Below are 12530 nucleotides of genomic sequence, written 5' to 3'. Positions count from 1 at the left end.
CTAACTGACTACCTCCGTGTCATGTTAGAGGTAGCTATCTTGATGGATACGAACAAATAACTTAGTGCCAACCTTACTGTAATCTACTTTGTATTCACGACCGTCTAATGACTGAATAAACAGCAGTCGCTTAACTTCGCTGAATACGTCTGCACTTGAAATTTGCACCACCTCTAAATAGCGCTCTTTAGCTTCCCGACGATTTCTCGGTAACTCTTCTTTAAACGGCACTAAACCCGTGGCTGTTACCTTAATCTTTGGGTGAGTTTCCCCATTCACGATCACTAAATCGAGCTTTTTATCTTTATGGATAATGGTATTACGACCACTTTTAATAAAGGCTCTATCGAAGCTCATGTATATATCCTGTTACTTCATCTAGCGGTGGCAATTTGCTCATGCAAATCTTTGACCACCTTTTCTGGCGTTAACTTCCAGTGGTTTAAAATATTAGCAAATTGCCATATATCCCTGTCTAAAACATTCGCAGGTAAGATGAGATCATACCCAGTAATCGTTTTAAGGTTTTGCATCCGATTTGCAAACATGGCCATCAGGCCTGAATATGAGCGCCCGTCCGGCGATTCATAGCAGGTTTCTTCTATTAGCCATTCTGATGGACAATTGCCATTTGCGCAATGTATTTTAACAGCTTGTAAAAAAATATGCCGCTGTTCTATTAATAGCTTCCCAGCCAAACGGGGGGTCAGCTCTATCAAAAACTCATCAATATTGTTTAGTTTAATACCTACAGCATTTAACTCAAGGTTTTCAACTCCTTGTGTTACAAAAGGGACACCGCTGGAATGAAAATTCTTGTGAGAAACATGCATAACGCCATATTTATGGACATAATTGAGTGTAATGGCGCTCATTTCAATGCTGTAAAAAGGCTGCTGACTTTTTAAAAAGCCCAGTAATATCGAGCAAATAGCAGCTGCTGCAAGCGCCAGCTCCAATATTGTGGGCGGCGTGGCCCGCAGCGTAACAAACACAATAATAATAACAAGGCAGATACCACCTGCGAGCATAAACTCGATACTGTGACGATTGGCTGTGGCGCGCAGTGATACTTTATGCATAGTAGAACCACCAATAAAATATCAGCATAGCAATCAACCACACGAATAGTTTTCGTAATTGCAGACACTTTTTACAGGGTTTTACTTTACGCATTTTCGTAACCTTTTGGGTACACAGTAAGGAGTCTTGTTATATTTTCGTTTAATACACAAATATACAAGATATCCGCAATTTTCTCCCTCAAGAATTTTTGTACACTAATCATCTACAAATAGTGAGATTAAATTATGCGTGCAAACCAGTCGGGCAAAGCCCTTTTTCCTACCCTTATTTTAATGCTAATTGCATTGTGCGGCTATCTCTATTTTCCCGCATCACAAGGTGAGCAATCAAATCGTGCCAGCAGGGCTGTAGAAGTCTCTGTTCATACGGTTATCCCTCAACATCGCGCAATCACCGCCGAAGCTATTGGCTCTGCTCGGGCCAACCAAGCGGTCGACATTACAAGTTCACACAGTGATTATATCAGCGACATTTTATTCCGCGATGGTCAATCAGTATCGCGTGGGCAAAAATTAGCGCAGCTGAACAATAAAGAGGAGCTTTTAGCTGTCAAAGAGTTGACTATCAATTTAAAAGAACAACAAAGACAACTGACCCGCTTAACAGAGCTGGCCAAAACACAGTCTGCCGCTCGCTCTCAGCTTGATGCACAGCGTTCGACAGTCGAGGCGCTCAATACTCAGCTTCAAGCCACAAAACTCAAGCTCTCAGAAATGACTATTTATGCGCCCTTTGATGGCGTATTAGGGAAGCGCTTGGTGTCAATCGGCAGCTACGTAAAAGACAACACACCACTGACCACCTTAGATGACATCAACACCATCAAAGTAGATTTTCAGCTCCCAGAAAAATACTTAGCAAAATTAACTTTAGGCATGAAGGCCAGTGTAGTCAGTGACGCATATCAACAACAGCTGTTTTGGGGGCACATTTCTCATATCGACCCACGTATTGACGAATCCACTCGCAGTATTCAAGTCACCGCCAGTTTCGACAACGCTGAAAAGCAACTTCGTCCGGGTATGTTACTTAACGTCGCAGTGCAACTACAACAGGTAGACGCCTTAATGGTGCCCGAAAAAAGCCTGATCCCAAGGCAAGACAAACATTTTGTGTATATTGTTGAGGATAATAAAGTTAAACAACAACAGATCACCTTGTTAAATCGCTTTTCCGGCTGGGTTGCGGTTAAAGGCATCGAGTCGGGACAGTTGGTTGTGACCGAAGGCACAACTAAAATTCGCAGCGGTAGCCAAGTTACGGTAAAGGGGTAAAGCGTGAAGATCACTGATACGGCCGTAAAGCGCCCTGTTTTTGCCATTGTCATAAATTTACTGTTGCTTACTTTCGGTATTGTGGCTTTTACCATGCTACCTCTGCGTGAATACCCCGATATTGAAACCCCTATCGTCAATGTCAGCACAGATTACACTGGCGCGTCAGCGGCAGTAGTCGAAGCCAAAATAACCCAAGTACTTGAAAATCGTATTTCAGGCATCGAAGGTATTAAAAGCATTAATTCATCGAGTCGCAATGGTCGCTCTAACATCACCATCGAGTTTAATATTGATAGAGACATTGACGCCGCAGCAAACGATGTTCGTGAACGAGTTTCTCGCGCCCTAGATCGACTCCCCGAGCAAGTTCGCCCTCCAGAAGTGTCTAAATCCAGCGATGATGAAAACGCCGTAGCCTGGTTTGTACTCAATAGTACGTCAATGGATACACTGCAACTCTCAGACTACGCTCAACGTTATATAGTGGACCGTCTAGCCGTTGTTGACGGTGTCTCCCGAGTACAAATCGGTGGAGAGCGAAGGTATGCGATGAAAATTTGGCTTGATCGCAAAGCAATGGCCGCCAGAGGTGTGACAAGTAGCGATATAGAAAATGTGTTACGTAGAGAGAATGTTGAACTGCCCGCCGGTGAAATTGAATCACTAGATCGTGACTTCGCAGTGCGGATAGCACGTAATTATACCTCTCAAACCGATTTTGATAATCTTGTTATCAAACGGGGAGAGAATGGCTACCTGATCCGATTGAGCGAAGTTGCCAAGGTATCTTTAGAAGCGCAAGATGAAGAAAGTACATTCCGCGGCAATGGCAACAATATGATAGGCCTGGGTATCGTAAAGCAAGCCAAAGCCAATACTCTGGAAGTAGTTGATAACGTTAGACAAGAACTTGTTGCTATTAAACGAAATCTGCCTGAAGGCACTCGGATAGAAGACAGTTATGACTCCTCTATCTTTATTCGTGAATCGATATCGGAAGTATACCGAACACTCGCCATCGCCATGGGCCTAGTGGTACTGATCATTTTTATTTTCCTCGGTAATATTCGCGCGACCTTGATCCCCGCAGTCACGGTCCCCGTTGCCTTGGTGGCAACTTTTATGTTCTTACTGGCAATGGGTTATTCTATTAACTTGCTAACATTATTAGCATTGGTTCTCGCAATTGGCTTGGTTGTTGATGATGCCATTGTCATGTTGGAAAACATTCACCGCCGAATTGAGCAAGGAGAACCTAGGCTACTCGCCGCATTTCGTGGTGCACGAGAAGTTGGGTTTGCAATTATCGCAACCACGTTAGTCTTGGTATCGGTTTTTGTGCCGCTCGTCTTTATGGATGGTCGTATTGGTGCGCTATTTACCGAGTTCGCTCTGGCAGTCAGCGCTGCGGTTATATTTTCGAGTATCACCGCCCTTACGTTATCACCTGCTCTTTGCTCAAAAGTACTCAAGCAAGGCCAAGAAGGCCGCTTTTCACAGTGGATGAACCAACAGTTTGGTAAGCTGGAGCTTGGCTACCAAAATGTACTAAAAAATAATATTCATAGCCGATATGGCTTGATATTGGTGCTAGCACTTTCAGTTGCCGCCAGCTACGGACTCTTTAAGCAAATTCCCTCTGAACTTACTCCCAAAGAAGACCGCGGCACCTTTTTTATTATGATGAATGGCCCTGAAGGGGCGAGTTATGAAAATAACGCTGCAAATATGGCACAAATAGAACAGCACTTAATGCCATATTTGGAAAACGAAGAGCTCAGCCGAGTCTTGGTTCGCGTGCCTGGGTGGGGTAACCGCGGGGGTGTCGCTATCGTGGGCATGCCAGATTGGGATGAGCGCAAACGTTCAACCTGGCAAGTAATGTCTGAGATCAGTGGCAAGATGCAACAAGTTACTGACGTCCGAGCATTTGCGATCATGCGCCGTGGCATAGGTGGTGGTGGCTCTTCCCGCCCAATTGAGTTTGTGTTGCAAGGTAATGACTATCAAGAGCTAGCAGCTTGGCGAGATCGCATTTTTGAGCGAGCCCGCAACAATCCGGGGCTAGTCAGGTTAGATCATGATTACAAAGAGACCTTCCCGCAGTTTCTCATCAGTATTGATAAACTAAAAGCGGCTGATTTAGGTGTATCAAGCAATGACATTGGCCGTACTCTTGAAACCATGTTAGGCCAACGACGAGTTACCACATTCATTGATCGTGGCGAAGAATACGACGTCATCCTAAAAGGAGAAAAAGCGGATTTTAGTGCCCCTACAGATATCAACAATGTCTATGTTTCTTCACGTACAGGCCAGCTTGTGCCACTAGATAGCCTGATCACAGTCAAAGAAGAAGCGACAGCGGCAAGGCTTAACCGCTTTAACCGCATGCGCGCTATCACGATTACTGCCAACCTTGCACAAGGGTATACCCTAGAACAAGCGCTTGATTTTTTAAATCAAGTCGCAGCTGACGAAAACCACACCGATGGCGTTATCGACTATAAAGGTGAATCACAGCTCTTTTATGAAGGGGCATCGGCAATGACCTATGTATTTATTTTGGCTCTGGCTGTGACTTTCCTAGTGCTGGCAGCGCAATTCGAGAGCTTTGTTCACCCGTTAGTGATCATGTTAACCGTGCCACTTGGATTGATAGGCGCAATGCTAGGTCTATACTTCAGTGACAGCTCATTAAACATTTACAGTCAAATCGGTATTGTTATGTTAATTGGCCTCAGTGCTAAAAATGGCATTTTGATTGTTGAATTTGCGAACCAGCTGCGCGATAAAGGAGTCGCATTTGAACAAGCCATTATTACCGCCGCGACCCAACGGTTGCGACCGATCGTCATGACCTCACTTACAACAGTGATGAGCGCCATTCCACTGGTTCTCGCAACTGGTCCTGGATCCGAAAGCAGAATGGTAATTGGTGTCGTGGTTTTTGCTGGTGTTAGTTTAGCCACAATTCTCACCTTGTTTGTGATCCCAACAGCTTATAGCATACTAGCTAGACGCACACGATCACCAGAGCATACGGCCATTGCACTTGGTGAACAGCAGCAAGCTTACCCTCATCGTGAGCAAAACGAAGGAGTTGAATAATGAGCAAACTACATTTAGCCACGTTTGGTGGTGGATGTTTTTGGTGTATTGATGCCGCCTTTCGCAAAGTTAACGGCGTCACGGCAGTAACCTCAGGTTACACTGGTGGTAGCACACTTGATCCGACCTACAAAGAGATCTGTTCGGGCACAACCGGACATGCGGAAGTAGTGCAATTGGAATTTGATGCCGAGCTGGTTACGTACGAGACATTACTTGAGATGTTTTTTACGCTTCATGATCCGACACAATTGAACCGGCAGGGAAATGACGTTGGAACTCAATACAGAAGTGTGATTTTTTATCACTCAGATGAACAGCAAACCCTCGCACAAGCACATATTTGCGCGATTCAAAAACACTACGATGCGCCTATTGTGACCGAACTGAGTGCGGCTGAGGTATTTTATGATGCTGAGCAATATCATCAAAACTATTTTGATGAAAACCCTAACCAAGGGTATTGTAGTATCATGATAGCGCCAAAAGTTGCTAAGTTTGAACAGCGATTTAGCGATTATTTAAAGTAAAAAAGGTGAGCATCAGCTCACCTTGTTTTATGACTTAAAAGCGGTATTGTAAATTAACAAAGAAGCGTCGCTCAGGTGTATTGTAGTAGTTTACAGAAACGACCTCTTGTTGTTCATTCGATACTAGACTTGATACCACCGCACCATATTCTTTATCAAACAAGTTTTCTACTCTCGCCGATAGTTTTAGTGCATCAGATAGTTCGTAATTGGCTGCTAAATTAACCAATGTATATGAACTCAAGTTGAAAGCTTCCCCAGTAGGTGTAGATCTAGAGCTGTCTCGTTGACCTCGGAATTGAAGCTCAGTTACCACCTCTAGTTCATTCCATTGTTTTGAAAGCAACCAGTTGGCAGAGTGCTTAGCGATACGTGGCAACGGCTTGCCCTTCGACTCGTCTTTGGCGTTCACAAAAGCATAGTTAAAGTTAGATTCGATACCGAACATCAACGTGTTTAACACGCTGACCTCCAAACCTTGGTGCAAAGCATTGTCAATATTGGCAGGTGCCCAATTGCCTTGAGCGTTCGGCGCCCAAGCTATTTTGTTTGTATAATCGGTGCGATAAACTGCAAAATCAACCGTGGTATCAGCCAGTGACGCTTTCAAGCCAAGCTCAAAGTTATCTGACTCTTCAGGCAGTAGTGCCGGGTTTCCTGAACCAGGATAATACAGGTCATTGAAAGTTGGAGCTTTGTAGCCTGTATTATGCGCAAATCTAAATGTTGCATCACGGTGTACCTTGTACCCCAATGCTACGCTGTGTGTAACTTCACTGCCAAATTGGTCATCGTCATCGTAACGCACTGTCGCTTCAACAAGCGCTTGGTCATATTCATACACTGACCCCACAAACACACCCAAAGTATCTCGTGTGCTTTGCTCATAAACTAACGTCGAAGCCGATACATCATCTTCTGATGCACTTACCCCGCCCAAAACAACAAGGTTTTCTTGGACATCGATATGCCCATCGTAGTTAAATATGGTGCGCTTAGTGATCGTTTTCTGTCTTTTAGACTCGTCTACACTCACTGATTCATCTTGAGATTTTGTCACTGTAAAGGCGTGTGAGGTTCGACCTAACTGAGTTTCAAAGCCCAAACTCAGCACTTGATTATCGTATTCATCAAGATACGCAGTGTCGTTTTGTGAACCAAAAGGATTATCATAGAATGTATCCCCTTCACTGCCTTGGAAAGCTGCAAATAGCTTGCTATCAGGTGCGATTTGATACTCGGCTTTGAGGCCCAAACTGGTATTGTCATGACCGTCTGAGTCTGGCTGTGTACCTTGTAATACGTCAAAATTATCGCTTTCTTCATGCCCTAAGTTAGCCAATATTGTCAGGTCTTCATAGGTATAAGACGTCGCCACTTGCCCATTGCGGTAACTGTTACTGCCAACAGTAACATCAGCTGTGGTATGCTCAGCTCGACGAGTAATAATGTTGATCACACCTGCCATTGCGTCCGAACCATAAATCGCAGCGCGTGAGCCTTTAACAATTTCAACACGCTCAACACTTTGCAATGGGATTTTTTCAATCGACTTGTAACCTAATGTCGCTGAACCCACTCGAACACCATCAATTAACACTAAAGTGTGATCTGAACTTCCGCCTCTCAATGCAATACTCGTCGTGTGACCAAAACTGCCGTTTGCATTAATTTGAATTCCAGCTTGCTGAGATAATATGGTTGCAAGGTCACGTGCGCCACTGCGCTCAATGTCAGCGCGGTCTATAACCGACACAGCTGCTAGCACATCTTTTTGTGACTGTTCGATTTTGTTTGCGGTTACTGTAATGCGTTCAATTTCTTGAGAAGCAGACGTGTGAAATGAAACCGCTGCTATTACAGCAGCGCTTAGCGCAGATATTTTTATCATGAAGATCCCCTACCTTGTGCCCACCGCACAAAGTTTCATCAAATAAGTCAAATTCAAGGCCGGTCTCCGGGCTCAACTATTTAAATTTAGTTTTACCGTTGCGGGGGCAGCGTTGGGTTTACCAAGTCCTATACTTGCGCACCAACTTCCCGATTATCCATTACATTTATATTCCGTATATATCTTTTGGCACCTCGAAATTCCGCGCATATTGTCCGAGATTTAAGGGGGGATTGTCAATGGACGTCTAGAGTTCCAGTGCCATATTTAGACACTGAAACTCTCAGAGTTTTAAGATTAGTCTCTGAAGTTTTTAAATTGGAAAGGCTGACCGAGTTCCGCTGTGCGGATCAACTGCATGACTTCTTGTAAATCATCTCGTTTTTTACCCGTTACACGCACTTCTTCACCTTGAATAGCAGCCTGTACTTTCAACTTAGAATCCTTGATAAGTTTGACGATTTTTTTCGCCATATCTTTATCAATACCTTGCTTCAACGCAACTTTGCGAGCAAAAGTTTTACCACTGCGCTCTACATCTTTCAACTCGAAGCTGCCAACATCCAAGCCTCGCTTTGCTGCTTTGCCAACCACCATGTCGAACAATTGCATTACCTGCTGTTCAGATTCAGATTTTAATTGAATTACTTCATCTTTAAGCTCAATTGATGCTTCAACACCACGAAAGTCATAGCGTGTTTCCAGCTCTCGGTTTGCATTGTCAACGGTGTTTTTAGCTTCCGTCATTTCTATTTCAGATACGATATCAAAAGAAGGCATTGCTTTCTCCTCAAAACAAATTTACGGAGAATTATAACAACGCTCAGACGCAATAATATATAGTTTTTTACACAATGCTCACGCCAGTTATTTTTAGAAACGATCAAGCGCTTATATTGTTGACTATTCATACGTTTACTATTAAGCCACTTTTAATATTTCAGTGTTATACTGAATCTTCATCACGTTGGAGTTGGAGTGCATGTGACAAGACAAGTATATCGAACACTGTTGCTGTTATTTTTGATAGTCATTACTTATCTGTTTGCAAAAGAAGTTAAAAATCATGTCGTTAGAATTGAGCACCTAGACAAAGTGGTGCATTTTGGTGTGTTTTTCGCGCTAGCGTTTTTTTCCCACCACGCATTTAGATTCAAAATTTGGTTTCATATGACACTCTTAATCGGCTACGGGGCAGCAGTTGAATGGATGCAATCTACCTTACCATATCGACAAGCATCACTCGGTGATTTCATTGCCGATGTGATGGGCGCCATCAGCTATTTTGTAGCCATCTGGCTGTTTCGCAAATATAGACTGCGCCGAGGGGAGCAATGAGTGATATTTACATTTTGGGGTGTGGTGCCGTCGGCTTATTACTCGCTGAAAAACTGTCGCATAACCACTGTGTGACTTTAATTACCCGCACCGCTTCAAAGCAAGACTTCTTTTTTATCAATGGCAAGCAACGTACACGATTAAATGTTAATTTGACTACACTGGCGGACCTCAATGAAAAAATACACACATGTATTGTCCCAGTCAAAGCTTACCAATTAGTTTCGGCCATGGAAGCGCTCTCCCCTCACCTAAGCCAAGATGCCAATGTGATTTTGAGCCACAACGGGATGAGCGACCTCAACCATTTCAATAGTATTTTGCAACCGACTCAAGCTCTCTACTTTTTGAGTACATCAATGGGAGGGATGAAACCTGATTATAATACTGTGATATTCAAAGGACCAGGGCTTACACAGTTAGGGGCCTGTAATGTACAGGCTAGGAGGCAAGTTACAGAACTATATAACCACTACTTTATGCAACACTTTGAACCCATTGAGCTCACCAATGATATTGCTGAAGTCCGCTGGCAAAAGTTATGTGTGAATATTGCAATCAACCCTTTGACGGCCTTATTGGAGTGTCCAAACGGTGCATTGCAAACTCCCGCCTATGCAACACAAGTGTTAAAACTACTCAATGAAGCCTGCTTTGTTGCTCAATGTGAGGGGGTGGAATTGCAACTCGCAACCGAGTTAGCGCGAGCGTATAAAGTCATGGCGCTCACACAGCATAACACTTCATCTATGGCCCAAGATATTAAGCTAAAACGCCAAACTGAAATTGATGCAATATGTGGCTATATCGCCACCACAGCGAAAAAGTACGGATACCAAGCCACAGAAAACGAAATCTTGTGGCAACAAGTAAAAAGAAAAGAGCAGACTTAAGCCTGCTCTGTCATTATGGTCTATACACTTTTACCTTAGTAAAGCCGTTCTCGTGCAAAATCAACGCTTGCAGCTGGCTCATAACTCCTTTACTGCAGTATAGGTAATAATCTTTATCCTGAGGCAGATCACCGAATTTAGTCGCGAGACGGAAAAACGGTAAATGGATCACTTCAATTCCCTCTATCTCAAGCGGATCTGCATCTTCTTCTTCAGGTGAGCGAATGTCCACTACCACAGCATTTTCCGGCAGCTCCTGAACACTTTCAGCCTCTTTCACTTCTTCTTTTGCTTCAGCCTCAATATCGCGAATATCTTTAATAACCGCGTTACTCACCACAGTATCAAGTACGTCAAAATCAAAATTAGCTTCTTCCGCTTCGATTTTTTCCAGTACCGCTTTAACAGTTGGTTTTTTAGAAATAACGCCACAGTATTCTGGCATTGCTTCAGCCATCTCACATGTGCCTATTTCTCTGGCGATACGAATGATCTCTTCTTTATCATTTTGGATCAAAGGGCGTAAAATCAAGGTGTCTGTCACTCGATCTATAACGCTTAAGTTGGCAAGAGTTTGGCTTGAGACTTGCCCGATACTCTCCCCTGTTACCAGCGCTTGAATACCCAGTTTTTGTGCCACTGAACTGCCCGCACGCATCATCATACGCTTAAGTACAACACCCATTTGGCTGTTTTCAACATTTTCAAGAATTTCAGCGACGACAGGCTCAAAATCGACAGTAATAAATTTCACCTTATGGGTAGAGCTATATTGCTTCCAAAGATAGTGGCTTACCTGCTTCACACCAATTTCGTGAGCAGCGCCACCTAAATTAAAGAATAAGAAGTGTGTACGCGCGCCTTTGCGGATCATTTGATAAGTTGCCACACCAGAGTCAAATCCGCCGGAAACAAGTGATAAAACATCTTCTTGAGTAGGTAGTGGAAATCCACCAAGGCCGCGATACTGAGCTCGCACAATGTAAGCAAACTGATCTTTAATCTCTATTTTTACGGTCGCTTGAGGTCTGGTTAATTTAACGCGAGCCGTTTCAACATTCTGATTCAAACCACCACCGACGTAACGCTCAACATCACTAGACGTAAAGTCGTGCTTACCTTGGCGTTTGACACGCACACAAAACGTTTTATGTTCTATCTGCTCACGCACCAGTGGCAGCGTGTGTTGGTAAATATCGTCTAGCGTTTCAAAAGTAACTTCTTGGACCTCTAGAAACAAGGTGATCCCTGGTACGCGCTTTAAACCATCAATTAAAGCCAACCGAGTATTGTCATCACTTAACTGACTAACCACGGTGATATTATCCCAGTTATTTTTAACTGTGACTGCTTCATCAACACGACCGAGCAAGAGTTTAATATTTTTCTCTAAAATCTTAGTGAAACGCTTACGCACCGACTTACTTTTGATGACAATTTCAGGGTGCAGCTTGACGATAAATTTAAGCATAAGAAGTTACTCGCTGGTGTGAAACTATAAACGTACAAAACGTTGAATCATTTTAAGGCGCGGGATTATAGCAAACTTATTAAAGACTAGGAAATAAACAGACAGAATGGCAACTTGTTTACAGTTGAAACATTAAGCTGCTAAGTAATTCAGCAGCTTAAATTGAATTGAAAAATGTATTTAAGCAATGCTCGGTAAACTGGTGTCCGCTTGCTCCTGATAGTAGTCACGCAGCTGAGCAATCTTGTCACTGCTCATCTGTGTGGCGTAGGGTTTAAACAACATCAATACTTTAACAATGCCGTTGTAGATATCTTTTTGCTCTAAAACACCTGTCAACCGACGCGCTTTGACATAAGGAGTCCAAAAACTCACAACCATTTTTAACATGTGAGCCAGCTCATCAACATCGTAATCCTCGATGTCAATCACACCGGCACTGCGCAGGCCGATAACAACGGCTTTTACTTGCTCAAACAGCTGCGACTGAAACTCAATATAGTCTTTTTTTAGACCTTTATCACGTGCCAGAATGTCCGTCAGGTTGTCGTAGAAAAAGTGATAGCGCCACATCAGTTCAAACAATGAATCTAAGTATTGCGTCAATTGTTCCAAAGGTTCATGGTCAATACTCAGCGGCTTGAAGTGAGTACTTAAATGCTCACTGTAAAGAGAAAAGATATGTCTAATAATATCTTCTTTATTTTTAAAGTGATAATACAAATTACCGGGGCTTATCCCCATATTAGAGGCAATATGATTGGTCGTTATCGCTCGTTCACCATGCAGGTTAAACAAGGCTATGCTCGTACGGATTATTTTTTCCTTGGTATTCATATCCAACTCTCTTTACACGCTTAATTATACTAACGGCTTAGCGGCCACTTGGTTAATTGAAAATAGCACTAAACATATACAAGGTTAAATGAGCAA

11 protein-coding genes and 1 riboswitch are annotated in these 12530 nt (G+C 43.2%); of the genes, 5 read left to right on the top strand and 6 right to left on the bottom strand.

Annotation, left to right across the window (positions count from 1 at the left end; genetic code table 11):
- Positions 1–24: 24 nt before the first annotated feature.
- Both N483_RS04390 and N483_RS04385 read right to left on the bottom strand, forming a co-directional pair.
- Complete coding sequence (locus tag N483_RS04390) at positions 25–357, bottom strand: hypothetical protein (protein WP_023397417.1); 333 nt, start codon at positions 355–357, stop codon at positions 25–27.
- Between the two features lie 17 nt (positions 358–374).
- Positions 375–1082, bottom strand: coding sequence for a DUF2982 domain-containing protein (locus N483_RS04385; protein WP_023397416.1), 708 nt, complete (start codon positions 1080–1082; stop codon positions 375–377).
- Positions 1083–1310: 228 nt separating this feature from the next.
- On the opposite strand from N483_RS04385, the gene N483_RS04380 reads away from it, so the two are divergent.
- Genes N483_RS04380 through msrA form a run of 3 tightly spaced genes read left to right on the top strand, consistent with a single transcriptional unit; the run spans position 1311 to position 6004 of the window.
- Positions 1311–2360 carry an efflux RND transporter periplasmic adaptor subunit gene (locus tag N483_RS04380; RefSeq protein WP_023397415.1) on the top strand — a complete coding sequence of 350 codons (1050 nt, stop codon included), beginning with the start codon at positions 1311–1313 and terminating at the stop codon, positions 2358–2360.
- A 3-nt stretch (positions 2361–2363) separates the two neighbouring features.
- Positions 2364–5474, top strand: a complete 3111-nt coding sequence (locus N483_RS04375) for an efflux RND transporter permease subunit (protein ID WP_023397414.1) — start codon at positions 2364–2366, stop codon at positions 5472–5474.
- A complete protein-coding gene (msrA, locus tag N483_RS04370; RefSeq protein WP_419555103.1) occupies positions 5471–6004 on the top strand; it encodes a peptide-methionine (S)-S-oxide reductase MsrA in 534 nt (177 codons plus the stop codon). Before N483_RS04375 ends, msrA begins: the two co-directional genes overlap by 4 nt.
- A 34-nt stretch (positions 6005–6038) precedes the next feature.
- Here msrA and N483_RS04365 read toward each other — a convergent pair whose 3' ends face one another.
- Complete coding sequence (locus tag N483_RS04365) at positions 6039–7895, bottom strand: TonB-dependent receptor domain-containing protein (RefSeq protein WP_023397412.1); 1857 nt, start codon at positions 7893–7895, stop codon at positions 6039–6041.
- Positions 7896–7934: 39 nt separating this feature from the next.
- Positions 7935–8107: riboswitch (cobalamin riboswitch) on the bottom strand.
- A gap of 85 nt (positions 8108–8192) precedes the next feature.
- Positions 8193–8675 (bottom strand): YajQ family cyclic di-GMP-binding protein, encoded by a 483-nt coding sequence (locus tag N483_RS04360; RefSeq protein WP_023397411.1) that lies wholly within the window; start codon positions 8673–8675, stop codon positions 8193–8195.
- A 204-nt stretch (positions 8676–8879) separates the two neighbouring features.
- Between N483_RS04360 and N483_RS04355 the strand changes: the two genes are divergently transcribed.
- Together N483_RS04355 and N483_RS04350 are read left to right on the top strand one after the other, a co-directional pair.
- On the top strand, positions 8880–9233 hold the full coding sequence (locus N483_RS04355; RefSeq protein WP_036974981.1) for a VanZ family protein: 354 nt from the start codon (positions 8880–8882) through the stop codon (positions 9231–9233).
- Complete coding sequence (locus N483_RS04350) at positions 9230–10126, top strand: ketopantoate reductase family protein (RefSeq protein ID WP_023397409.1); 897 nt, start codon at positions 9230–9232, stop codon at positions 10124–10126. Before N483_RS04355 ends, N483_RS04350 begins: the two co-directional genes overlap by 4 nt.
- Before the next feature lie 13 nt (positions 10127–10139).
- On the opposite strand, the gene thiI is transcribed toward N483_RS04350, so the two are convergent.
- Together thiI and N483_RS04340 are read right to left on the bottom strand one after the other, a co-directional pair.
- Positions 10140–11597 carry a tRNA uracil 4-sulfurtransferase ThiI gene (gene thiI, locus N483_RS04345; RefSeq protein WP_023397408.1) on the bottom strand — a complete coding sequence of 486 codons (1458 nt, stop codon included), beginning with the start codon at positions 11595–11597 and terminating at the stop codon, positions 10140–10142.
- Positions 11598–11777: 180 nt separating this feature from the next.
- Positions 11778–12434 carry a TetR/AcrR family transcriptional regulator gene (locus N483_RS04340; RefSeq protein WP_023397407.1) on the bottom strand — a complete coding sequence of 219 codons (657 nt, stop codon included), beginning with the start codon at positions 12432–12434 and terminating at the stop codon, positions 11778–11780.
- Between the last annotated feature and the right edge of the window lie 96 nt (positions 12435–12530).

This window comes from Pseudoalteromonas luteoviolacea NCIMB 1944 (genome assembly GCF_001625565.1).
In the GTDB taxonomy this organism is placed as follows: domain Bacteria; phylum Pseudomonadota; class Gammaproteobacteria; order Enterobacterales; family Alteromonadaceae; genus Pseudoalteromonas; species Pseudoalteromonas luteoviolacea_F.
The sequence above is the reverse complement of the archived record's forward strand: the minus strand, read 5'-3'. Positions and strand labels throughout refer to the sequence as shown.

What these genes read in the sequence shown, in the direction of transcription:
- N483_RS04350 (WP_023397409.1), top strand. Translation starts at nt 9,230, where the DNA reads ATGAGTGATATTTACATTTTGGGGTGTGGTGCCGTCGGCTTATTACTC.
- N483_RS04390 (WP_023397417.1), bottom strand. Translation starts at nt 357, where the DNA reads ATGAGCTTCGATAGAGCCTTTATTAAAAGTGGTCGTAATACCATTATC.
- N483_RS04385 (WP_023397416.1), bottom strand. Translation starts at nt 1,082, where the DNA reads ATGCATAAAGTATCACTGCGCGCCACAGCCAATCGTCACAGTATCGAG.
- N483_RS04365 (WP_023397412.1), bottom strand. Translation starts at nt 7,895, where the DNA reads ATGATAAAAATATCTGCGCTAAGCGCTGCTGTAATAGCAGCGGTTTCA.
- N483_RS04340 (WP_023397407.1), bottom strand. Translation starts at nt 12,434, where the DNA reads ATGAATACCAAGGAAAAAATAATCCGTACGAGCATAGCCTTGTTTAAC.
- thiI (WP_023397408.1), bottom strand. Translation starts at nt 11,597, where the DNA reads ATGCTTAAATTTATCGTCAAGCTGCACCCTGAAATTGTCATCAAAAGT.
- N483_RS04360 (WP_023397411.1), bottom strand. Translation starts at nt 8,675, where the DNA reads ATGCCTTCTTTTGATATCGTATCTGAAATAGAAATGACGGAAGCTAAA.
- N483_RS04380 (WP_023397415.1), top strand. Translation starts at nt 1,311, where the DNA reads ATGCGTGCAAACCAGTCGGGCAAAGCCCTTTTTCCTACCCTTATTTTA.